Origin of the sequence: Amycolatopsis tolypomycina (genome assembly GCF_900105945.1) — a bacterium.
GTDB lineage: Bacteria > Actinomycetota > Actinomycetes > Mycobacteriales > Pseudonocardiaceae > Amycolatopsis > Amycolatopsis tolypomycina.
This window is the reverse complement of record NZ_FNSO01000002.1, coordinates 14,939-40,230: the sequence shown is the minus strand read 5'-3', so window position 1 is coordinate 40,230 and position 25,292 is coordinate 14,939. Positions and strand designations below refer to the sequence as shown.

The 25,292-nt window shown below is 72.6% G+C and carries 22 protein-coding genes; 13 read left to right on the top strand and 9 right to left on the bottom strand.

Translation table 11 applies throughout. The features are described from left to right. The first annotated feature begins 1 nt into the window (after nt 1). The gene (locus tag BLW76_RS01730; protein ID WP_091304098.1) at nt 2–568 is read left to right on the top strand and encodes a TetR/AcrR family transcriptional regulator; all 567 of its coding nucleotides are present in this window, start codon (nt 2–4) and stop codon (nt 566–568) included. A gap of 68 nt (nt 569–636) precedes the next feature. On the opposite strand, the gene BLW76_RS01725 is transcribed toward BLW76_RS01730, so the two are convergent. Further along, nucleotides 637–1,128, bottom strand: coding sequence for a hypothetical protein (locus tag BLW76_RS01725; RefSeq protein ID WP_091304097.1), 492 nt, complete (start codon nt 1,126–1,128; stop codon nt 637–639). Nucleotides 1,129–1,321: 193 nt separating this feature from the next. Between BLW76_RS01725 and BLW76_RS01720 the strand changes: the two genes are divergently transcribed. After that, complete coding sequence (locus BLW76_RS01720; RefSeq protein WP_091304714.1) at nt 1,322–2,356, top strand: MFS transporter; 1,035 nt, start codon at nt 1,322–1,324, stop codon at nt 2,354–2,356. Here BLW76_RS01720 and BLW76_RS01715 read toward each other — a convergent pair. From BLW76_RS01715 to BLW76_RS01705, 3 genes are all read right to left on the bottom strand, one after another. Beyond that, on the bottom strand, nt 2,332–2,523 hold the full coding sequence (locus BLW76_RS01715) for a hypothetical protein (protein WP_091304096.1): 192 nt from the start codon (nt 2,521–2,523) through the stop codon (nt 2,332–2,334). The genes BLW76_RS01720 and BLW76_RS01715 overlap by 25 nt on opposite strands. Before the next feature lie 71 nt (nt 2,524–2,594). Beyond that, entirely contained in the window at nt 2,595–3,251 is a 657-nt protein-coding gene (locus BLW76_RS01710) for a response regulator (RefSeq protein WP_091304095.1), read from the bottom strand. Then, nucleotides 3,239–4,438: a sensor histidine kinase gene (locus BLW76_RS01705; RefSeq protein WP_091304713.1), complete on the bottom strand. Its 1,200-nt coding sequence runs from the start codon at nt 4,436–4,438 to the stop codon at nt 3,239–3,241. The genes BLW76_RS01710 and BLW76_RS01705 overlap by 13 nt, the downstream gene beginning before the upstream one ends. A 124-nt stretch (nt 4,439–4,562) precedes the next feature. On the opposite strand from BLW76_RS01705, the gene BLW76_RS01700 reads away from it, so the two are divergent. From BLW76_RS01700 to BLW76_RS01680, 5 genes are all read left to right on the top strand, one after another. Beyond that, a complete protein-coding gene (locus BLW76_RS01700) occupies nt 4,563–5,297 on the top strand; it encodes an ABC transporter ATP-binding protein (RefSeq protein ID WP_091304094.1) in 735 nt (244 codons plus the stop codon). Next, complete coding sequence (locus BLW76_RS01695) at nt 5,291–7,831, top strand: ABC transporter permease (protein ID WP_091304093.1); 2,541 nt, start codon at nt 5,291–5,293, stop codon at nt 7,829–7,831. Before BLW76_RS01700 ends, BLW76_RS01695 begins: the two co-directional genes overlap by 7 nt. 140 nt (nt 7,832–7,971) lie before the next feature. Beyond that, nucleotides 7,972–8,637, top strand: a complete 666-nt coding sequence (locus tag BLW76_RS01690; protein WP_091304092.1) for a glycoside hydrolase family 11 protein — start codon at nt 7,972–7,974, stop codon at nt 8,635–8,637. 2 nt (nt 8,638–8,639) lie between these two features. Next, nucleotides 8,640–9,302, top strand: a complete 663-nt coding sequence (locus BLW76_RS01685) for a polysaccharide deacetylase family protein (RefSeq protein WP_091304091.1) — start codon at nt 8,640–8,642, stop codon at nt 9,300–9,302. 108 nt (nt 9,303–9,410) lie between these two features. Next, nucleotides 9,411–10,079: a response regulator gene (locus BLW76_RS01680; RefSeq protein ID WP_208613186.1), complete on the top strand. Its 669-nt coding sequence runs from the start codon at nt 9,411–9,413 to the stop codon at nt 10,077–10,079. A gap of 320 nt (nt 10,080–10,399) precedes the next feature. Here the strand turns inward: BLW76_RS01680 and BLW76_RS01675 are convergent, their stop codons facing one another. Continuing rightward, a complete protein-coding gene (locus BLW76_RS01675; RefSeq protein WP_091304090.1) occupies nt 10,400–10,612 on the bottom strand; it encodes a DUF5988 family protein in 213 nt (70 codons plus the stop codon). Between the two features lie 368 nt (nt 10,613–10,980). Here BLW76_RS01675 and BLW76_RS01670 point away from each other — a divergent pair, with 368 nt between their 5' ends. Continuing rightward, on the top strand, nt 10,981–15,840 hold the full coding sequence (locus tag BLW76_RS01670; RefSeq protein WP_143060526.1) for an SdrD B-like domain-containing protein: 4,860 nt from the start codon (nt 10,981–10,983) through the stop codon (nt 15,838–15,840). A 160-nt stretch (nt 15,841–16,000) separates the two neighbouring features. Here BLW76_RS01670 and BLW76_RS01665 read toward each other — a convergent pair whose 3' ends face one another. Further along, nucleotides 16,001–17,080: a Dyp-type peroxidase gene (locus tag BLW76_RS01665; RefSeq protein WP_244170013.1), complete on the bottom strand. Its 1,080-nt coding sequence runs from the start codon at nt 17,078–17,080 to the stop codon at nt 16,001–16,003. A 108-nt stretch (nt 17,081–17,188) separates the two neighbouring features. On the opposite strand from BLW76_RS01665, the gene BLW76_RS01660 reads away from it, so the two are divergent. Beyond that, nucleotides 17,189–18,493, top strand: a complete 1,305-nt coding sequence (locus tag BLW76_RS01660; RefSeq protein WP_208613185.1) for a right-handed parallel beta-helix repeat-containing protein — start codon at nt 17,189–17,191, stop codon at nt 18,491–18,493. Nucleotides 18,494–18,680: 187 nt separating this feature from the next. Further along, nucleotides 18,681–19,373: a hypothetical protein gene (locus BLW76_RS01650; protein ID WP_091304086.1), complete on the top strand. Its 693-nt coding sequence runs from the start codon at nt 18,681–18,683 to the stop codon at nt 19,371–19,373. 164 nt (nt 19,374–19,537) lie between these two features. Here BLW76_RS01650 and BLW76_RS01645 read toward each other — a convergent pair whose 3' ends face one another. Next, complete coding sequence (locus tag BLW76_RS01645; RefSeq protein WP_167384430.1) at nt 19,538–20,140, bottom strand: GNAT family N-acetyltransferase; 603 nt, start codon at nt 20,138–20,140, stop codon at nt 19,538–19,540. 58 nt (nt 20,141–20,198) lie between these two features. On the opposite strand from BLW76_RS01645, the gene BLW76_RS01640 reads away from it, so the two are divergent. After that, the gene (locus BLW76_RS01640; RefSeq protein ID WP_244170012.1) at nt 20,199–20,804 is read left to right on the top strand and encodes a hypothetical protein; all 606 of its coding nucleotides are present in this window, start codon (nt 20,199–20,201) and stop codon (nt 20,802–20,804) included. 68 nt (nt 20,805–20,872) lie between these two features. Continuing rightward, entirely contained in the window at nt 20,873–21,364 is a 492-nt protein-coding gene (locus BLW76_RS01635) for a carboxymuconolactone decarboxylase family protein (RefSeq protein WP_091304084.1), read from the top strand. 12 nt (nt 21,365–21,376) lie between these two features. Here BLW76_RS01635 and BLW76_RS01630 read toward each other — a convergent pair whose 3' ends face one another. Beyond that, the gene (locus tag BLW76_RS01630) at nt 21,377–22,828 is read right to left on the bottom strand and encodes an aldehyde dehydrogenase (RefSeq protein ID WP_244170011.1); all 1,452 of its coding nucleotides are present in this window, start codon (nt 22,826–22,828) and stop codon (nt 21,377–21,379) included. Between the two features lie 84 nt (nt 22,829–22,912). Between BLW76_RS01630 and BLW76_RS01625 the strand changes: the two genes are divergently transcribed. Continuing rightward, nucleotides 22,913–23,488, top strand: a complete 576-nt coding sequence (locus tag BLW76_RS01625) for a TetR/AcrR family transcriptional regulator (RefSeq protein ID WP_091304082.1) — start codon at nt 22,913–22,915, stop codon at nt 23,486–23,488. Here BLW76_RS01625 and BLW76_RS01620 read toward each other — a convergent pair. Beyond that, nucleotides 23,485–25,287, bottom strand: a complete 1,803-nt coding sequence (locus tag BLW76_RS01620; RefSeq protein ID WP_091304709.1) for a glycoside hydrolase family 15 protein — start codon at nt 25,285–25,287, stop codon at nt 23,485–23,487. The two genes, BLW76_RS01625 and BLW76_RS01620, sit on opposite strands and share 4 nt — an antisense overlap. Between the last annotated feature and the right edge of the window lie 5 nt (nt 25,288–25,292).

Sequence of the window (25,292 nt, the reverse complement as noted above, 5' to 3'; positions counted from 1 at the left end):
GATGAGTGTCAGGGAGAAGGTTGTCCGGGCGGCCGTGCGCCTGTTCGCCGAGAAGGGCTTCGAGGCGACGACGGTCCGGGAGATCGTCGAGGAGGCCGGCGTCACCAAGGGCGGGCTGTACCACTACTTCGAGTCCAAGGACGACCTGCTCTTCGAGATCTACGCGGCGATGCTGCGGATGCAGACGCGGCGGATGGTGACGATCGCCGAGTCGGACCTGCCGCTGCCGGAGCGCCTGCACGCGATCATCGCCGACGTCGTGGTCACGAGCATCGCCGACCTCGACGCGGCGACGGTGTTCTTCCAGTCGTTCCCGCTGCTGGAGAAGTCGAAGCAGGTCCAGGTGCGCGCGGAGCGGCGGACCTACCACGAGCGGGTGCGCGACCTGGTCGCCGAGGGCCAGCTTTCGGGGGTCTTCCGCGCCGACGTCCCCGCCGACCTGGTGATCAACTACCACTTCGGCGCGATCCACCGGCTCGGCATGTGGTACCACGCCGACGGCGAGCTGTCGGGGGAGCAGGTGGGGAAGCACTTCGCGGACCTGATGCTGCGCAGCCTCCGTCCTTAGTGGACGAACTATGCGGCGCGGGGAACGCGGATCGCGTCGATCTGCTCGGGGGCTTCCGGGCGGGGTGATCAGTCCGCCGCGCGGAGCAGGAGGTCGCGCATCGAGCCCATGCCGTACTTGTTCACCGTGCTGGAGAGCTCGGCGACTTCGCGCAGCAACGGCCGGATGTCCACCCCGGCCGCCGTCGCCTCGGCGCGGATGTCCCCCAGTGCCATGATTTCGTCGCGGGTGTCCCGGCCGTGGTCGCGGGCCGACAGGTGGAGGAGCCGGGTGCGGAAGCTCGCTCCCCGCAAGTGGGCGGCCCAGGAGAACGACGGGCAGCGGTCGAACACCGCGCGGACGGCGGCTCGCGTCCCGGTGTCGCCGTGCTCGTAGTGCCCGAGCAGCGCTCGCAGCGCTTCCTCGGCTTCGGCGCGGATGCCGGCTTCGTCCAGTGGCTCGGCGGCGCGCATCTTGTCCTGCCAGCCCGGATCGGAGAGGTCGACCGGGCGCTCGGCGATCGGCTTCAGGTACAGGTCCAGCACCGCGACCGTCTCCGCCAGGTCCTCGAGTTCCGCCACGGCTCACCCTAACCGGTAAGGTCGGACCCATGTCGAGCCCCGAAGCGTCCAGGGCAGGGCTGCCGGTCACTCCGGCAGCCCGGTAACTCCCCGCCTTCCCGGGCTCCCGGGTGACCACGAAAGCGTCCCTTGCCTTCGTGATCCCTGGAGTTTCACCGTGTCCCTGTACTTCCTCGCCCTCGGCGTGTTCGCCATGGGCACGTCCGAATTCATGCTCGCCGGGCTCGTTCCCGGCGTCGCCGCCGCGCTCGACGTCTCCGTCGCGCAGGCCGGGTACCTCACCTCCGCCTTCGCCGCCGGGATGGTCGCCGGGGCGCCGCTCATGGCCGCCCTCGCCCGGCGCTGGCGACGCCGGACCGCACTGCGCGCCTTCCTCGCCCTCTTCGTCGCCGCGCACGTCGCCGGGGGCCTGACGACCTCCTTCGGCGTCCTGCTCGGGACGCGGGTGGCCGCCGCGCTCGCCAACGCCGGCTTCCTCGCCGTCGCCCTGACCGCGGCCGCCGGGCTCGTGCCGCCGGAGAAGACCGGGCGCGCCCTCGCCGTGCTGCTCGGGGGCACCACCCTCGCCTGCGTCGCGGGGATTCCCGGCGGCGCGCTGCTCGACGCCGCGTTCGGCTGGCGCTCCGCCCTCTGGGTCGTCGCCGCGCTGTGCCTGCCCGCGTTGGCAGGCGTGTCCCGCGTCGCCGACACCCCGGCGGGCGGCACGGCCGATCTGCGAAGCGAACTCCGGGAACTCCGCCGCCTGCCCGCTGTCCTCGTGCTCGGCGCGCTCGTCAACGCCGCCACCTTCGGCGTCTTCACCTTCCTGGCCCCGATCGCCGACGGCGTCGCACCGGTGCCGGTGGTGCTCGCCGCCTTCGGGATCGGGTGCTTCGCCGGCGTGACGGTGGCGGGGCGGCTCGCCGACCGGTGGCCCGGCCGGGTCATCTCCCTCGGCGGTGCGCTGCTGCTCGCCGGCTGGGTCGCGCTGGCCCTCACCACGGACGCGCTCGTGGTCCTCGCTTTCACGCAGGGCGCGTTGTCCTTCGCAGTCGGCGGCACGGTGATCACGCGGATCCTCCGGGAAGCCACCGGCGCCCCGACCATGGCGGGCTCCTACGCGACCGCGGCGCTCAACGTCGGCGCGACGGCGGGCCCGGTGCTCGCGGGGTTGGCCGACCCGTTCCGGGTCGCCGCGGCACTCGTGGCGGCGGCGCTGGCCGTTCACGCCCTCCGGCGCCGGACGTAGTGGACGACCAGCAGCACGAGGGAAACCGTCGCGATCACGCCGACGGCGATGCGGATCGGGTTGGCCAGACCCGTGAAGTTGCCGGCCACGTTGACCGCGGCGCTGATGATGAGGACCGGCCAGAGAACAGCCGCGGCACGGGGGGAAGCGATGTCGTTGTTCGTCATGCCGGCAACACTACGAACGCCCCGCGCCCGGATCGATGCCGTGCGCACCCGGATCCGGGGTAGCGCCAGCGCTACCCCGCGTCCCGGCCGAGGTAGGCCAGCACCGCCAGCACCCGGCGGTGCCCCGCGCCCTCGTCGGACGGCAGGCCGAGCTTCGCGAAGATGTTCCGGATGTGCTTGAGCACCGCGCCGTCGCTGACGACCAGGAGCTCCGCGATCGTGCTGTTGTTGTAGCCCTCCGCCATCAGGCCCAGCACCTCGCGCTCCCGGGCGGTCAGCGCCGCCAGGGGGTCCGCGGCGCGGCGGCGGGCCATCAGCTGCCCGATCACCTCGGGGTCCATCGCCGTGCCGCCCTTGGCGACGCGCTGCAGGGCGTCCAGGAACCGCTCGACCTTGCCGACGCGCTCCTTGAGCAGGTACCCCACGCCGCCGACGCCGTCGGCGAGCAGCTCGACCGCGTAGCTCGTCTCCACGTGCGCCGACAGCACCAGCACCGGCAGCGCCGGGTGGATCTCGCGGGCGCGGACGGCCGCGCGCAGGCCCTCGTCGCGGTGGGTCGGCGGCATGCGGACGTCCATCACCACCGCGTCCGGCCGCTCGTGCTCGACGAACGCCAGGAAGTCCTCGGCGTTGTCCACGGCGGCGGCCACCTCGATGCCCGCCGTCTTCAGCAACAGGGAGAGTCCTTCGCGCAGCAACGCGTCGTCCTCGGCGATCACGACCCGCATGGCAGCTCCACTCGCAGCACGGTCGGCCCACCGGGTGGGCTGGTCAGGGTCAGGGTTCCGTCGAAAGCCTCGGCGCGGCGGCGGATGCCGGCCAGCCCGCTGCCGGCGGACTCGGTCGCGCCGCCGCGGCCGTCGTCGCGGATTTCCAGGGCCAGCACCGAAGCCGTGCCCCCGAGCTTGATGTCCACTCGGGACGCGTCGGCGTGCTTGGTGACGTTGGCCAGCGCCTCGGCGACGACGAAGTACGCGGCGGCCTCGACCGCGGCCGGGCGGTGGGTCTCGTGCTCGACGTCGACCGCGGCCGGCACCGGGCTGCGCTCGGCGAGCGCGCGCACCGCCCCGGCCAGGCCACGCTCGCTCAGCAGCGGCGGGTGGATGCTGCGGACGACCGTGCGCAGCTCGGCCAGCGCGTCGGTCGCCGTGTCCTGGGCCTTGACCAGCAGGTCGCGCGCGGTGGCGGGGTCGCGGTCGTACAGCTGGCCGGCGATGCCCAGCTGGAGCACGACCGCCGCGATCCGCGCCTGCGTGCCGTCGTGCAGGTCACGCTCGATGCGGCGCAGCTCGGCCCCGTGCGCCTCCAGCGCCGCCGCCCGGGTCGCGGTCAGCTCGGCGACGCGGTCCGCCAGCACGACACCCGGGGCGGGGGAGAGCAGCCGCCGCGCGAGCCGCGCCTTCCACCGGGCGACGCGCGGCAGCAGAAGCGACAGGGCGGCCATCGCGACCCCGGTGAGCACGCTCAACGCGGCCATCGGCCACGAGTTCACCACCAGGCCGAAGGAGCCTTCGATCCCGCCGGGGACCGTCGGCCAGACGAAGGCGAAGACGACCTGCTGGAGCGCGCCCAGCGGCAGGCCGAACGCCAGCGCACCCAGGATCGTCCCGGTCGCGGCGTGGAGCGCCAGCCACGCGAGGTCGCGGCGGGTCGCCGGGTCCTTCAGCGGGGAGCCGTCGCGGTAGGGCTCGGGGATCGGCTCGCCGAGGTGCCGCGCGGCCTGGCGGCGGTCGACCCCGACCGGCCGCCGCGCCAGCCGGATCGCGGGCGCCAGCGACGGGATCCCGACGCCGAACGGGCACAGCAGCAGCACGGCGAACAGCCCGGTGAGGGCGAGCATCGAAAGCAGCGACGTGCCGGCGCCGATCACCAGGTAACGCACCGCCGACCAGCACTCGCGCAAGCGGGTCGTCACGCCGCCAGTGTCCCACCCCACCACCGGGGTAGTGCTGGCGCTACCCCGGATCCACCTCCCCACGGGATCGATGTCCCGGCTTCGCGGACCTAGTTTTCCTTGGGAGAGAACGAAGGGGATCGCAATGACGACAACGTACGCGGTGGAACTGGCCGGGGTGCGCAAGGTGTACGGCGCCGGTGACGGTGCCGTCACCGCCCTCGACGGGGTGTCGGCGGGGGTGGCGCGGGGGACGTTCACCGCCGTGATGGGCCCGTCCGGGTCGGGCAAGAGCACCTTCCTGCACTGCGCGGCCGGCCTCGACCGGCCGACGTCGGGGCGGGTGCTGCTCGGCGGCACCGAGATCGGCAAGCTGAAGGAACGCGAGCTGACGGAGCTGCGGCGCACCCGGATCGGGTTCGTCTTCCAGGCCTACAACCTGCTGCCGTCGCTGAACGTGCTGCAGAACATCACGCTGCCGCTGCGGCTGGCCGGGCGGAAGCCGGACCCCCAGTGGCTGCGGGAGATCGTCGAGGGCGTGGGCATCGCGAAGCGGCTGGAACACCGCCCCGCGGAGCTGTCCGGCGGGCAGCAGCAGCGCGTCGCGATCGCGCGGGCGCTCGTCACCCGGCCCGAGGTGGTGCTGGCCGACGAGCCGACCGGCGCCCTCGACACCCGCACCGGGCGGCAGGTGCTGGACCTGCTCCGCGCGATCGTCGAGCAGATGGGCCAGACCGTGCTGATGGTGACGCACGACCCGGTCGCGGCGTCGGCCGCGCACGGCGTCCTCTTCCTGGCCGACGGCAAGCTGGCCGGGCACCTCCCGCACCCCACGCCCGAGCGCGTGGCGGAGCGGATGACGCACCTCGGGGAGTGGTGAGCGTGCTGACACTGGCTTGGCAGACGATCCGCAGCAGGCTCGGCGGGTTCGCCGGCGCGTTCATCGCGATCCTGTGCGGCACCGCGCTGGTGGCCGCGTGCGGTGTCCTCATGGAGTCCGGCCTGCGCGCCGGCGTCCCCACCCAGCGCTACGCCGCCGCGGCCGTCGTCGTCGGCGGGGAGCGGAGCGTGCGGCCGCCCGGCGCCGACGCCCTCTCCGCCGAGCAGGTCGGCGAGCAGCCGACGGTCCCGGCGGCGCTGGCCGGGCGGATCGCCACCGTGCCCGGCGTGCGGGCGGCGGTCGCGGAACTGAGCTTCCCGGCGCAGGTCGTCACCCGCGACGGGCGGGTGCTCGCCGGGCGGGAGTCGCTGGGGCACAACTGGGACGCGGCCGTGCTGGCGCCGTTCGCCCTGCGTGGTGGGGAGGCACCCGCGACCGGCGGCGAGGTCGTGCTGGACGCCGACCTGGCGCGCCAGGCCGACGTCGGCATCGGCGGGCAGGTGCGGATCACGACCCGGTCCGGGCCGGTGCCGTTCACGGTGAGCGGCGTCGTCGACGGCACCGCACGCCAGGCGGCGCTGTTCTTCACCCCGGAACGGGCCGCGGAGCTGGCCGGAAGGCCAGGTCAGGCGCACGCGATCGGCGTCCTCGCCGACCCCGGTGTCGCGCCCGAGACCCTCGCCGAGCGGGTGCGCGGTGTCGTCGGCGGCGCCGAGGTGGCCACCGGCGTCGAGCGCAGCAGCATCGAGTTCCTCGACGTCGGCCAGACGCGGGTCCTGCTGCTGGCGATCGCCGGCTCGTTCGGCGGGTTCGCGCTGCTCGTCGCGGTGTTCGTGGTGGCGAGCACCCTCGCCCTGACCATCAACCAGCGGCGCCGGGAGTTCGCGCTGCTGCGTGCGGTCGCGGCGACCCCGCGGCAGATCCGCAAGCTCATCGGCACCGAGACGACGCTGATCGCGCTCGTCGCCGGGGTACTGGGCAGCGTGCTCGGCCTGGCGGTCGCCGGTGGGCTGCGGGACGCCTTCGCCGCGATCGGCGTGATCCCGGCCGACTTCGGGCTGGCGATCAGCCCGCTCCCGCCGGCGGCGGCGGTGCTGCTCGGCCTGGGCGCGGCCCGGCTGGCGGCCTGGGCGGCGGCGCGGCGGCCGTCGTCGATCCGGCCGGTCGAGGCGCTGGGCGAGGCCGCGGTCGAACGCCGTGAGCTCGGCCGCGGCCGGCTGCTCACCGGCTGGGGTCTCGTGCTGGCCGGTGTCGGCGGCGCGCTCGTCCCGCTGTTCCTGCGCGGCGACATCGCCGCCGCGATCTCGACGATGTCGACCCTCGTCGTCGTCATCGGGCTGGCCGTCGTCGGCCCGCAGGTCACCGGCCTGGCCGTGCGGTTCCTCGTCCCGGTGCTGGCGCGGGTGTGGCGGATCAGCGGCTACCTCGCGGGGGCGAACGCCCACGCCAACGCCCGGCGCGTCGCGGCCGCGGTGACCCCGCTGATGCTGGGGGTGGCGTTCGCGCTCGCCACCTTCTACGGGCCGAACGCCATGGCCGCGGCCGTCCGGCAGGAGACCGCGCGGTCGACGACCGCCGACTACGTCCTGAGCGCCCCGGGCGGGATTTCACCCGAGGTGGCCGCGGCGGCCGGCCGGGTGCCCGGAGTGGCGGCGGCGACCCCGGTGGTCCGCACGTCCGTGATCACCGCGACGCCGGTGGGCGACAGCGTCGAGGTCCAGCGGACGCCCGCGCAGGGCCTGGCGGGCGACCGGGCCGGAGCCACGCTCGAGCTGGGCGTCGACGCCGGGCGGCTCACCGACCTCACCGGCGACACGGTGGCGCTGAGCCGCTCGGAAGCGGACTGGCTGGACAAGAAGCTCGGCGACGACGTCGAGTTCTGGTTCGGCGACGGCGTCCCGGCGAAGCTGCGGCTGGTCGCCACCTACACGCACGACCTGGCCTTCGGCGACTTCGTGCTGCCGGTCGAGCTGGCCCGCGAGCACATCGGCGGCCGCCTGGACGACTCGGTGCTGGTCCGGCGGCAGCCCGGCGCCGACGCCGGCGCGGTGGCCGCGGCGCTGAGCGCGGTGCCGTACCCCGGGTTGGTGGTGGCCCCGGCGGCCGCCACCCTCGCCCCGGAAGGCGGCGAACGGCAGGCGCAGTTCTACCTGAACCTGGTCGCGGCCGGCGTCATCGTCGGCTACCTCGCGATTTCGGTGGCCAACACGCTGGTGCTGACGACCGCGCAGCGCGGCCGCGAGTTCGCGCTGCTGCGGCTGGTCGGCACGAGCCGTCGCCAGGTGACCCGCATGATGCGGCTCGAAGCACTGGCCACGGTGGGGATCGCGGTCGTCATGGGGACGCTGGTGGCCCTGGTTCCGTTGGCACTGCTGAACTTCGGGCTGCGCGGCAACCCGGTGCCGGCCGGGTCGCCGACCGTCTACTGGGGAATCATCGCCGGCGCGGTCCTGCTCGGCATGGTGGCGATCGGGGTGGCGACGTCGGTGGCGCTGCGGGCCCGGCCGATCGACGCGATCGGCTTGCGCGAGTAAGGAAAAGCGGGGTGGGCCGGGCGGCTCACCCCGCACTCGCGCGACCATCGAAACTTTCCGAAAGTGATTGCCCCACCAGCGGCGCGGCTCGCATGCTTTTGCCATCCTGGCTCGCCTGCCAGCCTCGACGAGGAGGAAGCATGTTCACCAAGAAACGCGGCCGCAGCAGGGTGTTCGCCGGCGGCGCCGTCCTTGCGCTGATCGCCGCATTCCTGCCCGGAACCGCCTGGGCCGACACGGTCATCACGTCCAACCGGACGGGCACCGACAACGGGTACTACTACTCGTTCTGGACCGCCGGTGGCGGCTCGGTCTCCATGACGCTCTCCTCCGGTGGCAACTACCGGACCAACTGGAGCAACGTCAACAACTTCGTCGCCGGCAAAGGCTGGAGCAACGGCAGTCGCCGGACTGTAAATTACTCGGGCAGCTTCAACCCCTCCGGCAACAGCTACCTGGCCCTCTACGGCTGGACGTCCAACCCGCTCGTCGAGTACTACATCGTCGACAACTGGGGCAGCTGGCGGCCGACCGGGACGTACAAGGGCACCGTGACCAGCGACGGCGGCACGTACGACATCTACCAGACGACCCGCTACAACGCGCCGTCCGTCGAAGGCAACAAGACGTTCAACCAGTACTGGAGCGTGCGCCAGCAGCGGCGGACCGGCGGCAGCATCACCACCGGCAACCACTTCGACGCGTGGGGCCGCGCCGGCATGCGGCTCGGCAGCTTCAACTACTACATGATCCTCGCGACCGAGGGCTACCAGAGCAGCGGCAACTCCAACATCACGGTGGGCTGACCATGCGCGCGTGGAGCACCCTCCTGGTGACGGCGGCCCTCGCCGTGGCGAGCACGGTCGCCGTCACCCCGGCCCAGGCGGCCGCGTGCAGCGGGTACGTCGGCCTGACCTTCGACGACGGGCCGTCGAACTCCAGCACCCCGGCCCTGCTGACCGCGCTGCGGCAGAACGGGCTGCGGGCCACGATGTTCAACGTCGGCCAGAACGCGGCCGCGAATGCGGCGCAGGTCCGCGCCCAGACGAGCGCGGGGATGTGGGTGGGCAACCACAGCTACACCCACCCGCACCTGACCCAGCTGAGCCAGGGCCAGGTGGATTCGGAGATTTCCCGGACCCAGCAGGCGATCGCGGCCGGGGGCGGCGGCACGCCCCGGCTGTTCCGCCCGCCGTACGGGGAAACGAACGCGACGGTCCAGTCGGTGGCGTCCCGCTACGGCCTGCGCCAGGTCATCTGGGACGTCGATTCGGGCGACTGGAACAACGCGAGCGTCGACGCGATCGTCGCGGCCAACGCCCGGCTCACGAACGGCCAGGTCATCCTGATGCACGACTGGCCGGCCAACACCCGTGCCGCCATCCCCCGGATCGCGCAGACGCTCGCGAGCCGCGGGCTCTGCGCCGGGATGATCTCACCGCAGACGGGGCGGGCGGTCGCCCCGGCCTGAGGTGTGCGGTGGCGCGGCGGATGCACCCCGCCGCGCCACCATCCTCCACAGTGGACCCACGAACCGGTGGTCCGGTGGTAGCCTGCCAGCCGGCACCGGGAGGGGATCATGGGGGAACCGCGGGTGATCAGGGTCGTCGTGGTGGACGACCAGCAGGCGGTGCGCGAAGGCCTGGTCGCGCTCATGGGCCTGCTCGACGACGTCGAGGTGGCCGGCTCGGCGGCCGACGGCGCCGAAGCGCTCGAGCTCCTCGGCCGGCTCGACCGGGTCGACGCGGTGCTGATGGACCTCACCATGCCCGTCATGAACGGCGTCGAAGCGACCGCCCGGGTCGTCCGCGACCACCCGGACGTCGCCGTGCTGGTCCTGACGACGTACGCGGACGACGGCTCGATCGCCGGTGCACTGGCCGCCGGCGCCCGCGGCTACCTGACGAAGGACGCCGGCCGCGGCGAGATCGGGGCCGCGCTGCGGGCCGTGGTCGCCGGGCAGCTGACGTTCGGGGCCGGCGTGTCCGGCCAGGTGGCTTCCGCGCTGTCCGGCCGCAGCGCGAAGAAGGACCCCCTCCCGGACAGGCTGACCGCACGCGAGGCCGAGGTGCTCGGCCTGATCGCCGCCGGGCTGAGCAACGGGCAGATCGCGGCCGAGCTGGTCATCGGCGAGACGACGGTGAAGACGCACATCAACAACGCCTTCGCCAAGATCGGCGTGCGCAACCGCATCGAAGCGCTGCGTTACGCCGTGGAGCACGGGCTGGGGCGCGGCTTCACGGCTTAGCGCCGGGACGGCAACGAGCGCGCAACGACCGCTGCGGCGCGCGGCGCGGGTCCCCGGACGGGGATCCCTGCGTTCGACCGTTCCGCGACGGGTGTTCCGGCGAGCCTGCGGTACTAGCGGCCCAGTTTCTTCAGCACGATCGCGACCACGCCCAGCAGCAGGACGAGCAGCAGGATTCCGCCGCCGATGACGGCGAAGCGGAGGAACATGAAACCGAGCACTTCGTTCATGGCTTTCCTTTCCGGGTGTTTCCGACGGAAAGAAAGCTAGTGCGGGAGCCGGGTGGAGCGGGACCACCCGGCGGTGGAGTTCCGGGTGGATCACTCCGCGACGCGCGTGCGCCCGCACCAGGCGAACACCGGCACCAGGTCGCCGCTGCCCGTGGTGGTGTACTCGCCGTCGTGGGAGAAGTGCTCGTAACCCGCGCCGAAGCTCACCTTCGCGACTTCGCCGATGTTGCCGACCGTCCATTCGCGGTGCCGTTCGACCAGTTCGGCCGGACCACCGGAAAGCGTCACCTTGATGTGCGTCATGATTTCTGCTCCGTGGGTTCGGTGGAATGTGGTCTTCGTCTCTCGAAGGTGCCTGACGAACGATTGACGTGTCAAGATTGTGAGCTCCTATTCGGAATTGCCGTCGAATAGGGGTTGACAGCGATTCCGGCCGAGGTGCGCGTCGTCGCGAGCCGGGCGTGTCGGCCGCCTCCCGTTCGGTGGCTTTGTCCGTTGCTCCTCACCCGGTCGACGGGCGGTATCTCACCCGATCGTGTGGTTTAAGATCACTGAAACCGGTTTTACATTCACCCGTCTTCACCGGGTGACTCACTCCGTCCAGCTCCTAAACTCGCCACAACCGTCTGCATTGGACAGTGGCCGCAGAGGCCCGGCTTGTGGAGTGAGACTTGAAGAGACTGACAGCTTTCGGGGCGGTGCTCCTGCTCGCCTCGACAGTGTTCCCGCTCGCGGCGCCGGCCGCACCGGCTGTCGCGGACGCCTCCGACGGCACTCTGACCGTCCGGGTGATCCGCGACCTCAACGGCAACGGCAACTACGAGCCCGCGCTGGAGACCGGCGTCGCCGGGATCCCGGTGAAGGCGACCGATTCCGCGGGCGCCACGGCCAGTGGGACCACCGGCGCGGACGGCACCGTCAAGCTGGCCACCACGGGCCTCGCCGGCGGGAAGTACCGCGTCGAGGCGAGCGTCCCCGCGTCGATGCCGTACCTGAAGCCGGCGCCGGCGGGTGGCGGGCTGAGCAGCCTCACCTCCTTCGTCGACGTCTCCGGCGGCAAGAAGGCCGACCTGACGATGGGGCTGTGGAACCCGGCGGACTACTGCCAGGACAACCCCACGCTGGTCACCGCCTGCCAGCGCAACGGCATCGCGCCGGGCATCGACCCGAAGGCCCGTTCGCTGGTGAGCTTCCCGTTCACCGCGCGGGGGACCGGGACCCCGCCCACCGCACTGGCCACCCAGGGTGACACCGGGACCGTCTACGGCATCGCCTACCGCAAGGCGGACAAGCGCATCTTCTCCAGCGCGTACGCCAAGCGGGCCGCGGCGTACGGGCCCGATGGCCCCGGCGCGATCTACGTGACGAACCCGGCGACCAAGGCCACCAGCCTGTTCACCAAGGTGCCCGCCACCGGCGGCACCGCGCACGCCATGCAAACGGACTTCGACCAGAAGTTCGCCGACGTGGTGGGCAAGGAAAGCCTCGGCGCGCTGCGCATCAGCGAGGACGGCAGCACGCTGTTCGTGGTGAACCTCGCCGATCGCAAGCTCTACCTCTACAACGCGACCGCGGCGACCGCGGCCGCGCCGAAGGCGAGCTACGCGATCCCGAACCCGAACTGTCCCGCGGCCGGTGACTGGCGGCCGAGCGGTCTCGGCGTGCACGACGGCGTCGTCTTCGTCGGTGGGGTGTGCTCCGGCGAATCGACGCAGAAGGTGGCCGACATGCGGGTCGTCATCCGCACGTTCGACGCCGCCGCGGGCACGTTCGGCCCGGTGATCGTCGACCAGAAGCTGGACTTCAAGCGCGGTGACGCGCTGTGGAACTACAGCAACACCCACTTCTGGAACCCGTGGCAGGCCACCTACCAGGCGCCCGCGCCCCAGGGCGGGAACCTGATCACCCACGCGGAACCGCTGCTGACCGACATCCGCGCCGAAGCCGGCGGGGACCTGGTGCTCGGTTTCCGGGACCGCTTCGGCGACCAGGGCGGGTTCAACATGCCGAACGCGGGGGGCACCGCCCTGCTCGACACCGTCAGCGGCGGCGACCTCAACCGGGTCTGCAAGCAGGCCGGCGGCTACGTCTGGGAAGGCACGTCCGGCTGCCCGAACAACAACAGCGAGGCGGCCAACGGCGGCGGCGAGCCGACCGACGTCGTCGAGTACTACCCCGGTGAGCACTTCGCCGACACCGAGCACGGCAAGCCGCACAACGAGACCGCGCAGGGCGCCCTCGCGGTGGTGTACCCGGCCGCGCGGATGCCCGCGACGGTGATGGACCCGACGGCGATCAACACCGGCGGCATCGGCTGGTTCGACCGGGCCAAGGGCACGATGATGGCCGACGGCTTCCCGAACAGCTACCTCATCAGCGACAAGTCGACCGAAGGCTGGGGCAAGGCCAACGGCCTGGCCGACCTGGAGGCGCTCTGCGACAACGCGCCGGTCCAGCTGGGCAACCGGGTGTGGTTCGACACCGACGGCGACGGCGTCCAGGGCCCGGCCGAACCCGCGGTGGCCGGAGCGAAGGTGACGCTGCTTCCCTGCGACGGCAAGGGAGCCGCGCTCGCCACCAAGACGACCGGCGCGAACGGCGAGTACTACTTCGGCGCCGCGGACGGTCTCAAGGCCGACACCTGTTACACGGTGAAGTTCGACTACTCGGGCATCGACACCGCGGGGCTGCCGGGCGCACCCCCGGTGTCGAGTATCAAGTGGACGGTCGCCAAGGCGGGCGGGAACCCGGCCATCGACTCCGACGCCGACCCGGCCACCGGCACCGTCAAGGTGACCATGGGCCCGGCGGGTTCGGTGGACCACACCGTCGACGCCGGCCTGGTCGCCGCGCGCAACCGGCTCGGGGACCTCGTGTGGGCGGACACGAACGGCAACGGCCTGCAGGACGCGGGCGAGCCGGGCGTGCCGGACGTGCCCGTGACCCTCAAGGACGGCACCGGGAAGCAGGTCGCGACCACGAAGACGGGCCCGGACGGGAAGTACCTGTTCGACAGCCTGCCGGACGGCGCGTACCAGGTGTGCTTCGACGTGAAGAAGCTGCCGAAGGAGTACGCCGACTGGCTGTGGACCAAGCAGAACGCGGGTGACGACACCAAGGACTCCGACGCCGATCCGGCGACCGGGTGCACCCCGGTGACGACGCTCGGCCCGGCCAAGCGCGAGGACCTCACGCTCGACGCCGGTATCCGGCCGCCGAACCGGCTCGGGGACTTCGTCTGGGCCGACAAGAACGGCAACGGCCTGCAGGACCCGGGTGAGCCCGGGGTGCCGGACGTGCCGGTGGTCCTGAAGGACGGCACCGGGAAGCAGCTGGCGACCACGAAGACGGGCCCGGACGGGAAGTACCTCTTCGACAAGCTGCCCGACGGGTCGTACCAGGTGTGCTTCGACCGGTCGAAGCTGCCGAAGGACTACGCCGACTGGCTGTGGACGAAGCAGAACGCGGGCGACGACACCAAGGACTCCGACGCCGACACCGAAAGCGGGTGCACGCCGGTCACCACGCTGGGCGTCGACCGCCGGGAGGACCTGACCCTGGACGCGGGTCTGGTCGAGCCGCGCAACCGTGTCGGCGACTTCGTGTGGCTGGACAAGAACGGCGACGGCCTGCAGGACCCGGGTGAGCCGGGCGTGCCGGACGTGCCGGTGGTCCTGAAGGACGGCGACGGCAAGCAGGTGGCGACCACGAAGACGGGCCCGGACGGGAAGTACCTGTTCGACAGCCTGCCGGACGGCTCGTACCAGGTGTGCTTCGACATCGCGCACCTCCCGGCCCCGGTCGCCGACTACAAGCTGACCAAGGCGAACGCGGGCGACGACACGAAGGATTCCGACGCGGACCCGGCGTCCGGGTGCACCCCGGTGGTGCAGCTCGGCGTGGGCAAGCGGGAGAACCTGACCCTGGACGCCGGTCTGGTCACGCCGCCGAACCGGCTCGGCGACTTCGTCTGGGCCGACAAGAACGGCAACGGCCTGCAGGACCCGGGTGAGCCGGGCGTGCCGGACGTGCCGGTGGTCCTGAAGGACGGCGACGGCAAGCAGCTCGCCGCCACGAGCACGGGTCCGGACGGGAAGTACCTGTTCGACAATCTGCCGGACGGGTCGTACCAGGTCTGCTTCGACCGGGCGAAGCTGCCGGCGGACTACGCCGACTGGCAGTGGACCAAGCCGGACGCGGGCGACGACGCGAAGGACTCCGACGCGGATCCGGCGAGCGGGTGCACGCCCGTGGTGAAGCTGGGCCCGGGTGGGCGGGAGAACCTGGCCCTCGACGCGGGTCTGGTCGAGCCGCGCAACCGCGTCGGCGACTTCGTGTGGCTGGACAAGAACAGCGACGGCCTGCAGGACCCGGGCGAGCCCGGCGTGCCGGACGTGCAAGTGGTCCTCAAGGACGGCGACGGCAAGCAGGTGGCGACCACGAAGACGGGCCCGGACGGGAAGTACCTGTTCGACAATCTGCCGGACGGGTCGTACCAGGTGTGCTTCGGCATCAAGCAGCTCCCGGCCCCGGTGGCCGACTACGGGCTGACCAAGCCGAACGCCGGCGACGACGGCAAGGACTCGGACGCCGAACCGGCGACCGGGTGCACGCCGGTCGTCAAGCTGGGCACGGGCGCGCGGGAGGACCTGACCCTGGACGCGGGTCTGGTCGCACCGCCGAACCGCCTCGGCGACCTCGTCTGGGCCGACACGAACCGCAACGGCCTGCAGGACCCGGGTGAGCCGGGCGTGCCGGACGTGCCGGTGGTCCTGAAGGACGGCAACGGGAAGCAGGTGGCTTCGACCAAGACGGGCCCGGACGGCAAGTACCTGTTCGACAACCTGCCCGACGGCTCGTACCGGGTCTGCTTCGACCGGACCCGGGTGCCGCCGCAGTACGCGGGCTGGCAGTGGGTCAAGCCGGACGCGGGCGACGACGGCAAGGACTCCGACGCCGATCCGGCGTCCGGCTGCACCCCGGTGGTCCAGCTCGGCGTGGGCAAGCGGGAGAACCTGACCCTCGACGCGGGTCTCGTCGAGCCGCGCAACCGCGTCGGCGACTTCGTGTGGACCGACAAGAACGGCAACGGCCTGCAGGACCCGGGTGAGCCGGGCGTGCCGGACGTGCCCGTGGTCCTCAAGGACGGCAACGGGAAGCAGATCGCGACCAAGAAGACGGACGCGAACGGGAAGTACCTGTTCGACGACCTGCCGGACGGCTCGTACCAGGTCTGCTTCGGCACGGGTGGCCGCAAGCTGACCAAGCCGGACGCCGGACCCGACGACACGAAGGACTCCGACGCGGATCCGGCGAGCGGGTGCACGCCGGTGGTGAAGCTGGGCCCGGCGAAGCGGGAAGACCTGAGCCTGGACGCCGGGGTGCTCGCCTCGACGACCCCGGCGAAGGCCCGGCCGCTGTCGAGCACCGGGTTCCCGGGTGACTGGCTGGCGGCACTGGGCGGTCTCGCGGTGGTCGCGGGCATCGCGGCCCTGCTGGCGGCCCGCCGGGCCCGCGGAACGAGGGGCTGAGTCCCAAGCGCCCCAATGTGGCGTTCGGTGCGTTGGATGCACCGAACGCCGCATTGGGTGCGTTGGATGCACCGAACGCCGCATTGGGTGCGTTGGATGCACCGAACGCCACATTGGGTGCGTTGGATGCACCGAACGCCACATTGGGTGCGTTGCGTTCTCAGGCGAGCAGCGCGTGCCCCAGCGGGGCGTCGGCGCCGAACCCGGGCAGCACCAGGAAGGTCGCCGACGCCGTGGCCGTCGCGTAGCGCAGGAGAGCGTCGCCTTCGCTCATCCGGTGCTGGGTGGCCACGAACGTCCGCAGTTCGCGCTGGAACGAAATGAACAGCAGCCCCTCTTCGGAGCTGTACCCGCGGCGCAGCATCACGCCCGCCCCGACCATGAGGGGGTGAGCGCGCCGCACGTGCGCGTCGGCGGGGATGCGGTACTCGCCGTCCGGGGTTTTCGCGCCCAGGTCGAGTTCCGGGCCGGAGAGCGGTTCCGCCGTCGCCTTGCGGCGGCCGATCACCCGCTCCTGCGCGGCCACCGGCAACGCGTGGAAGGCCGCGGTGTCCAGCCGGATCGCGCGCACCACCGCGATCGTGCCGCCGCGGACCGCGGGCGGGCCGTCGAGCCACACGTCGGCGGCCAGTTCGGCGTCGGTCTTCGGCACCACGATGCCGTCGGCGAACCCCAGCACGTTGCGCGTCGATCCGTCCGAAGCGGACGGTCCGCGGAAGCCGCTCCGGCGCCAGCGCAGGGACATCTCCGCACCGGCGGTCAGTTCGGTCGTCGCCAGCGCGGCGACGAGCGGCTCGTCCGCGCAGACCTGGAGCAGGAGGTCGCCGCCGCGGTCGTGGGCTTCGTCGCCGGGGAACACCGGGAGGTCCTGCGCCCCGGGCAGATCCGGGCCGAGGGCCGCGACGATCCGTGGCCCGAGTCCCACCGTGACGGTCAGCCGCGACGGCGGGAGGTCGGCGAGCGCCGGGTCGCCGCCCGCGGCCAGCGCCGTCGCCCGCCGTCCGAGCGCGGCCAGCAGCGCGCCGAGCCGGCTCCGGTCGGCTCCACGTGGCAGGTCCCAGACGGACAGGGCCACGTGCCGCTGGGGCGGTGCCGGCCGCGCGATCCCGGCCTGCTGCGCCCCGAAGGCGGCGACCACGTCCGGATCCGAAGCCGCAGCCGGCGCGGAACAGGCGGAGACCAGGCCGGCCCCGGCGCCGAGCAGCACCGAGCGGCGGGACAGCGGGGGAGGAGTGGCCACGCGCGGATTGTGCCGCTTCGCCGTCGCGGAATCGGAACTTGTCACTCCACCAGGTGGCATTTCGCGTCGCTCGGGTTGCGCGGGCCGGAACACTCCTATGGTTTCGCCGTGCGTGCGCTTTTCCTCCTCCTGGTTTCCGTCCTGGCCGTCGCCGGCTGCTCGTCGCCGCTGCGGCCGGACGTCGCCGGGGCCGCGACCATCCGGGTGCCGCAGGACGCGCCGACCGTCCAGCAGGCCGTCGACGCCGCGCGGCCGGGCGACCTCGTGCTCGTTTCCCCTGGCGTGTACCGCGAGTCGGTCCGGATCACCGTGCCCGACCTCGTGCTGCGCGGCACGGACCGCAACCGGGTCGTGTTCGACGGCGAAGTGCGCCGGGCCAACGGGATCGTGGTCACCGCGCCCGGGGTGGCGGTGGAGAACCTGACCGTCCGCGACCACGTCCTGAACGGCGTCCTCGTCACCGGCATGGCCGACGAGAGCGGCGGCCTGGCCCGGGGCAGCGACGGCTACACCCGCCTCGACCCGGCGCGCTTCCCGCCGGTGCAGGGCTTCCGCGTCTCGTACGTGACGGCGAGCAACAACGGGCTCTACGGCGTCTACGCGTTCGACTCCCAGCACGGGGTGATCGAGCACAGCTACGCCTCCGGCAGCGCGGATTCCGGGTTCTACGTCGGCCAGTGCCATCCGTGCGACATCGTGGTGCGCGGGAACGTCGCCGAGCGCAACGCCGTGGGCTACGAGGGCACGAACGCGTCGGGCGGGATGGCCGTGGTGGGCAACCGGTTCGTCGGCAACCGGGTGGGCCTGTCGACGAACTCCGACTACCAGGAGGCATTCGTCCCCCAGCGCGACGCGGCGATCGTGGGCAACCTGGTGGCGGCCAACGCCCAGCCGGCCACCCCCGCCCAGGCCGACGGCGGGTTCGGCGTAGGCATCGGCATCGCCGGCGGCACCCGGAACCTGCTGGCCCGCAACCTGGTCACCGGCAACCCGGGCGCGGGCATCGCCCTCGCCTCGGCCGAGGATCTGGCACCGTCGGACAACCGGCTGGTCGGCAATGTGCTGTCGGGCAACGGCGTCGACATCGCGTACGCGGCTTCGGAGCGGGCCCCGGGGAGCGGAAACTGCTTGCAGGACAACGTCTTGACGAGCACGTCCCCGGCCGGGCTCGCCGGCTCGATGGCCTGCCCGGCGAGCCCGGGCCCGGCAGCGGGGGTGCGCCTGGCCCTGCCACCGGCGCCGCGCGGGGTGCCGTTCCCGGACGTGGCGCCACCACCGGAGCAGCCGGGCCAGCCGGACGCGGCAACGGCACCACCGCGGCCCGCGCGCGGCCTGCCTGGCCGGGTCGATCTGGACGGCTATCGGGTGCCGGGGATTGCGTTGCTGGCGGAGAGTGCGGGGGTGAAGCCGTGATGGGCGCGGCGGTGCTTGGGTGGCCCGCGCGTGGCTTGCCTGGCCGGGTGCCGGGGATCGCGTTGGCGGCCGGGCATGCGGGGGTGAAGGGCTTGGCGGTGTTCGGGCGGCCCACGCGCGGGGTTGCTTTGGGCAGCTGCCGGGTGCCGGGGATCGCGTTGGCGGCCGGGCATGCGGGGGTGAAGGCGTGAAGCGTCTGGCGGCCTTGGCGGCGGTGCTGCTGGTCGCCGCGTGTGGGGCGGATTCGCAGCCGCGGCCGCTGTCGGCTGCGGAGGCCGAACGGCTCGCGCTCGCCCGGTTCGCCAACTACCGCCTCCGGGCCGAGCACTTCACGGCGACGGTCCCGACCGGCGGCGGCGTGATCTCCCTGCGCGGCCGTGTGGACTTCGTCCAGGGCCTGGGGTACGCCGAGATGAGCACCGAAGGCCGGGGCGACGAGTCGTCGGCCGGGCTGCTGCAGTGGACGCCGGCCGCGGTGGCGTTCCGGGGCGGGCCGGGCCAGGCCGCGACGGACCCGCCGCCCCCGGACCGCTGGCAGTACCGCCCGCTCCAGCCAGGGCCCGAGCTCGACACGGCGCTGCGGCTGGTGCTCGGGCTGGGCGCGGACCGCCCGGACAACGTGCAGCTGCTGCGCCAGAGCTCGGCTCGCTGGGTCCGCGCGGACACGGTCGGCGAGGTCGCGGTCGACGTGATCGACGGCCCCCAGCCGGCCCACGCGGCGAACACGACGAAGGCGGCGCGGGTGCGGTACTGGCTGGACGCGGAGGGGTTGCTGCGGCGGGTCGAAGCCCGGGTGGGCGACCGGCCGGACCCGGTGATCGTGAGCTTCACGCCGGCGACATCGCCATCGCCGGGGCCGGTGGCGGCATTCGCGCGGTGAGCCAGGGGCAACCGCTCAGCGGAAAGCAGCCAGGGCCGGTGGCGGCGTGAGCCAGGTGAGCCGGGGCGCCCGTTAAGCCGAAAGCAGCCGGGGCCGGAGCGATGAGTGGGCGGGCCGCAGGTGAGCCGGCGCGCCCGTTCACCGAGAAGCCGGCGCCGAAACGATCAGCGAGCGGGCCGCAAGTGCTCGGGGCGCCAGTGGCGGCCCCGCTTCGGCGTCCGCCAGTGCCGCCCCCGCCACGGCCGGGCCGGGCCGCGGGCCGCGAGGAACGCCGGCTGGTGCTCGGCGAACCCGGCCGCCGTGAGGCTCATCAGCACCGGGTACCGGACCTCGCCCCGGAGCAGTTCGGTGTCGCGCGGGCGGCCCTCCTCGCGGAAGCCCAGCTCACCGTGCAGCGCCAGGGACGCGAAGTTGCTGCCGTTGATGCTGACCTCGCACTTGCGGTAGTGCTGGTCGAACATGAAGGCCAGCAGCACGGTGACGGCGTCGGCGGCGTACCCGCAGCGGCGGTACTGCGGCCCGATCCCGATGCCGTAGCTGAAGCGGCCGGAAACCGGGTCGGCCTGGACCCAGATCGATCCGACCAGCGTCCGGTTGTGCAGGGTCTCGATCGCGTAGTGGAAGTCGTCGCCCGTCGTGTCCCGGTGCGTGGCCCAGTGGCGGTAGCCGCCGGCTTGCGGGGCCGCGCCGCGGTCGAACCCGCTCAGGGTGCGGCGATCCGCCGGGCGGACCTCCCGCAACCGCACCTTCCACCCCGCCCAGCTCATCGGCAGTGATGGTAACGCCGGAACCGCCGGGAGCGAAGGGCAGGACACGATGAACCTGATGCCCCTGCCGGACCGAGCCGCGAGCGACGGGTTCGCGCGCTGCCTGGCCGAGCTGCTCGAGCTGTGCCGCGCCCACCTGCCAGCCCGGACGGCCGAGGCGCCCGAGGGCGAGGAGGAACAGCGCATCGTCCTGCGCGCAGCGCTGGGCTACCTGGACCACGAGTACCCCGATCTCCCGGAGCCGTTCTTCGGCGCCCTCGTGCGCGCGGCGGTCCACGACCCGGACCCGAGCCTCGACCGCCAGTTCGTCGAGCCGCTCCGGGCGGCCTTCGGCGCGCGCCGGACGCAGGAAGCACTCCTGGAAATCCTCACGACCGGCACGAACCCGGAACGCGCCGGGGCGGCCCGTGCCCGGTACTGGGCCACGCTCGAGCCGCTCGACGACCTCCAGGACCGCTGGAACCGCGCCGCGCTGCGCGAGTTCGTCGGCAACGACGACCTCGACGTCCGCCGGTGCGTTCTTCCCCAGCTGACGCTCGACCCGGCCGCGTACCCCGCCGGACTGCGGCCGCTGGTCGCCGAGGCCGTGCACCTCGCGCGCACCCACTCCGACGACTACCTGCGGCACCGCGTCGAACTCCAGGTGGCCGACCCGGAGCCCTGACTGTCACAACCTCCGCCCCACCGGTGTCTTGAGGTCGTTCCACCCCGACGACACGTGAGGACGAAGCCATGGACACCCGCATCGACCTGTTCACCACCGAGACCGGCTCCCGGCTGGCCAAGCGGTTCGCGAGCCTCGGGCAGGTCATCGACCGGTCGCCGCTGCCGAAGCGCACTCAGGAGCTGGTCAACCTGCGGGTCAGCCAGATCAACGGGTGCGGCTGGTGCCTCGACATGCACGCCAAGGAAGCCGCGGCGGCCGGGGAGTCGGCCGTGCGGCTCGCGCTCGTCGCCGCCTGGCGGGAGTCGACCGTGTTCTCCGAGGCCGAACGCGCCGCGCTCGCACTGGCCGAGGAGGGCACCCGGCTCGCCGACGCCGCCGAAGGCGTGTCCGACGAGACCTGGGCCCGGGTTCGCGAGCACTACGACGACGAGCAGGTCGCCGCCCTCGTCGCGCTGGTCGCCCTGATCAACGCGGCCAACCGGCTCGCCGTGATCGCGCACCAGAAGGGCGGCTCCTACGAGCCCGGGATGTTCGAAGCCTTCGCCGAACGCGGCTGAGCGGGTCGAGCGTCATCGCGCGGCCGGAACGGTGATGGTCTTGTACTCGGTGTACGTGCCGATCCCGACGGCGCCGTACTCGCGGCCGAGGCCACTGGCCTTGAACCCGCCGAACGGGCCGTCGAAGCCGATCGGCGCGCCGTTGACCGTCACCGTGCCGGTCCGGACCCGGCGCGCGACGGCCAGCGCGTGCGCCGGGTCCGCCGACCACACCCCGCCCGACAGGCCGTACTCGGAATCGTTGGCGATGCGGACCGCGTCGTCTTCGTCGTCGTAGGCGATGACGACGAGGACCGGGCCGAAGATCTCCTCCTGCGCGATGCGCATCGCGTTGTCGACGTCGGCGAACAGCGTCGGAGTCACGTAGTTGCCCTTTTCCAGTCCCGGTGGGACTTCCGGGCCGCCGGTGACGAGCCGGGCGCCTTCCTCGACGCCGAGGCGGATGTAGTCGAGGACGCGCTGCTGCTGGTCGCGGCGGATCATCGGGCCGATGAACGTCCGGTCGTCGGCCGGGTCGCCGACGCCGAGGGACTCGACCAGCTCCCGCAACCCGGCGACGACCTCGGCGTAACGGCTGCGCGGCGCGAGGATCCGCGTCTGCGCGATGCACGATTCGGCGTTGTTGAGCAGGGAACCGAACTTCACGCCCTGGATCGCCGCGTCGAGGTCGGCGTCGGGCAGGATGATCATGGCCGACTTGCCGCCCAGTTCGAGGCTGACCCGCTTGAGCTGCGCCCCGGCCAGGGACGCGATGCGGCGCCCGGCGCGGGTCGACCCGGTGAAGGCGATCTTGTCGACGTCCGGGTGCTTGACCAGGTACTCGCTGGTCTCGCGGTCGGCGGGCAGGACGCTGACGACGCCCTCGGGCAGGCCGGCCTCGGCGAGCAGTTCCGCGAGCAGGTTCATGCTCAGCGTGTTCTCGGGCGAGACCTTGAGGACGACGGTGTTGCCGGCGAGCAGCGCCGGGATGATCTTGGCCAGCGCCGAGGAGAACGGCGAGTTCCACGGGATGATCGCGGCGACGACGCCGATTGCCTCCCGGCGCACGACCGACCGGAACGGCGCGGCCGGGTCCGACGGTTCGAGGGTCGTCTCCCAGTCGAACTCCTCGGCCGCCTTCAGGTAGGCGTTGGCCTGCCGGGTCAGGCCGGGCTGTCCCGCCTTGGTGAACCACAGTGCCGAGCCGTTTTCCGCGGAGATGAGGGCCGCGATCTCGTCGGCGCGCTTCTCGCGCAGGGTGGCCAGCTCGCGGACGACGGCGATCCGGTCCGCGGGCGGGGTGTGCGGCCACGGGCCTTCGTCGAAGGCCCGCCGGGCGGCCGCGACGGCGCGGTCGACGTCGGCGGGCAGCGCCTGCGCGGCGCGGCCGATCACCGAGTTGTCGTGCGGGGACCGGATTTCCAGCAGTTCGGTGCTGCTCGGGGCGGTCCACGCGCCGCCGATGAAGAGTTCCTCGTGGGTCACTACTGCCTCCCTAGGCTTATCTGCCACATCAGTGTAGCACTTAACTGCCTCATGGATGTGGCAGATTACTGCTAGGGTGGGAGAGTGAGAGCTGACGCCGCGCGCAATCTCGAGCTGCTGCTGACCACGGGCGCCCGTATGCTCGCCGAAGACCCGGCCACGAGCATCGCGGCGATCGCGGCGGAGGCCGGCGTCGACCGCCGGACCGTCTACCGCCGGTTCACCAGCCGGGAGGAGCTGCTGTCCGCGGTCTACCAGGCCCGTCTGGACGCGATCGAAGCGGCGATCGAGGCGGCCCGGTTCCACGAGGCGCCGGTTCTGGAGGCCCTGGACGCGTACGTCCGGGGGATCGTCCGGGTCAACCGCACCTGGCCGACCGAAGTGAGCCGGATGCGCTCGGACCCGGAGATCTGGGCGCGGCGGCAGCGCGCGATCGAGGAGGTCGACCGGTTCGTCATGCGGGCCATCCTCGAGGGCTTCCTGCGGGCGGGACTGCCGCCCAGCTGGCCCACCAGCGTTCTGGGGTCATTGCTGGGTCTGTCCACAAAGGACCTGTCGGTCCTGAACGACCGCCTAGCCGCGGACGTCATCATCGACACGTTCCTCCGCGCCTTCGGCAAGGGCGAGCACGCTCGGCTGCAGGGACCGGCTCGCGGCTAGGAGCGCTGGTCCGCCCCCGGCGCGTTCGTGCCGGTCTCGGCACCCGAGAGCTGCCGGGCCGTGTTGACCAGCCCGACCATGCTGAACGCCTGCGGCGTGTTCCCCACCTGCCGCCCCAGCTCGGTGTCGTACTCCTCCGACAGCAGCCCCACGTCGTTGCGCAGGCCGAGAAGCCGCTCGAACAGCGACCGGGCCTCGCGCCGGCGGCCGGTCGCGTGGAGCGCGTCCGCGAGCCAGAAGCTGCACGCCAGGAAGCTGCCCTCGCCGCCGGGCAAGCCGTCGACACCGCCGTCGGCGTCGGCGTCGTAGCGCCGGACGAACCCGTCGTGGGCCAGCTCCGCGCGGACCGCGTCGACCGTCCCGCGGACCCGGGGGTCCGCGGCCGGCAGGAAGCCGACGCGCGGGATGAGCAGCAGCGCCGCGTCCAACCCGCGTGAGCCGTAGAACTGGGTGAACGTGGTGCGATCGGCGTCGTACCCGTGCGCGCAGACGTCCTGGTGGATCTTGTCCCGCAGCGCCCGCCAGTCGCCGGCCGGGCCGTCGAGGCCGTGGGCCTGCACCGTGTGCACCGCGCGGTCGACGCCGGCCCAGGCCAGCACCTTGGAGTGGACGAAGTGCCGCCGCGGCCCGCGGACCTCCCACAGGCTGTTGTCCGGCCGGTCCCAGTTGCCCTCGAGGAACTCGAGCAGCGCGCGCTGCAGGTCCCATGCCGGGTGGAACGTCGGCAGCCCGGCTTCGCGGACCAGGTGGAGGCCGTCGAGGACCTCGCCCCAGACGTCGAGCTGGAACTGGCCGGCCGCCGCGTTGCCGATCCGGACCGGCGCCGAATCCTCGTAGCCGGACAGCCAGTCCAGCGTCGACTCCGGCAGCAGGCGGGTGCCGTCGAGGCCGTACATGATCTGCAGGTCGGCGGGGTCGCCCGCGACCGCGCGGACGAGCCATTCGCGCCACGCGCGGGCTTCTTCGTGGTAGCCCGTGCCGATCAGGGCCTGCAGGGTGAAGGTGGCGTCGCGCAGCCAGCAGTAGCGGTAGTCCCAGTTGCGCGACCCGCCGAGCCGTTCGGGCAGCGACGTCGTCGCGGCGGCGAGGATGCCGCCGGTCGGGGCGTAGGTGAGGGCCTTGAGGGTGATCAGCGCGCGGCGGACCGCGTCCGGCCACTGGCCGTCGTACCGGCAGCGGCCGATCCAGTCCGCCCAGAAGCGTTCGGTCTCGGCCAGCGCGGTTTCGGCGTCGGCGGACCGCGGGCGCGGGTGGTGGGACGCGCTGTGGGTGAGGACGAACGGGACGCGTTCCCCGGCCGCGACGGTGAACTCCGCGTGCGTCGCCATGTCTTCGCCGTGCAGCGGCACCGGCGTGCGGACCCGGATCGCGTCGGGCCCGGCGACCGCGACGAACTCGCCGTTCTCACTGCGGACCCACGGCGTGACGGCACCGTAGCCGAACCGCAGCCGCAGCAGCATGCGCATCGGCACCCGGCCCGAAACGCCTTCGACGATCCGGACGACGTCGGCGGCTTCCCCGCGGGGCGGCATGAAGTCCAGGACGCGGACGGTGCCGTCGGGGGTGTCCCACTCGGTCGTCATGATCAGCGAGTCGCCGCGGTACGCCCGCCGGGCCGCGGGCCCGCCGCTCGCCGGGGCGAGCCGCCAGGTGCCGGCGTGCTCGTCGTGCAGGAGGGCGGCGAAGCAGGCCGGGGAGTCGAAGCGCGGGAGGCAGAGCCAGTCGATCGCGCCGTCGCGCGAGAGCAGCGCGGCCGTGTGCAGGTCGCCCAGGATGGCGTAGTCCTCGATCGGGGCCACCGTGA

Bases quoted from the DNA above. Each gene is read 5' to 3' on its own strand.
- BLW76_RS01730 (WP_091304098.1), top strand. From the start codon at position 2: ATGAGTGTCAGGGAGAAGGTTGTCCGGGCGGCCGTGCGCCTGTTCGCC.
- BLW76_RS01720 (WP_091304714.1), top strand. From the start codon at position 1,322: ATGGGCACGTCCGAATTCATGCTCGCCGGGCTCGTTCCCGGCGTCGCC.
- BLW76_RS01715 (WP_091304096.1), bottom strand. From the start codon at position 2,523: ATGACGAACAACGACATCGCTTCCCCCCGTGCCGCGGCTGTTCTCTGG.
- BLW76_RS01710 (WP_091304095.1), bottom strand. From the start codon at position 3,251: ATGCGGGTCGTGATCGCCGAGGACGACGCGTTGCTGCGCGAAGGACTC.
- BLW76_RS01700 (WP_091304094.1), top strand. From the start codon at position 4,563: ATGACGACAACGTACGCGGTGGAACTGGCCGGGGTGCGCAAGGTGTAC.
- BLW76_RS01690 (WP_091304092.1), top strand. From the start codon at position 7,972: ATGTTCACCAAGAAACGCGGCCGCAGCAGGGTGTTCGCCGGCGGCGCC.
- BLW76_RS01685 (WP_091304091.1), top strand. From the start codon at position 8,640: ATGCGCGCGTGGAGCACCCTCCTGGTGACGGCGGCCCTCGCCGTGGCG.
- BLW76_RS01680 (WP_208613186.1), top strand. From the start codon at position 9,411: ATGGGGGAACCGCGGGTGATCAGGGTCGTCGTGGTGGACGACCAGCAG.
- BLW76_RS01675 (WP_091304090.1), bottom strand. From the start codon at position 10,612: ATGACGCACATCAAGGTGACGCTTTCCGGTGGTCCGGCCGAACTGGTC.
- BLW76_RS01645 (WP_167384430.1), bottom strand. From the start codon at position 20,140: ATGAGCTGGGCGGGGTGGAAGGTGCGGTTGCGGGAGGTCCGCCCGGCG.
- BLW76_RS01640 (WP_244170012.1), top strand. From the start codon at position 20,199: ATGCCCCTGCCGGACCGAGCCGCGAGCGACGGGTTCGCGCGCTGCCTG.
- BLW76_RS01635 (WP_091304084.1), top strand. From the start codon at position 20,873: ATGGACACCCGCATCGACCTGTTCACCACCGAGACCGGCTCCCGGCTG.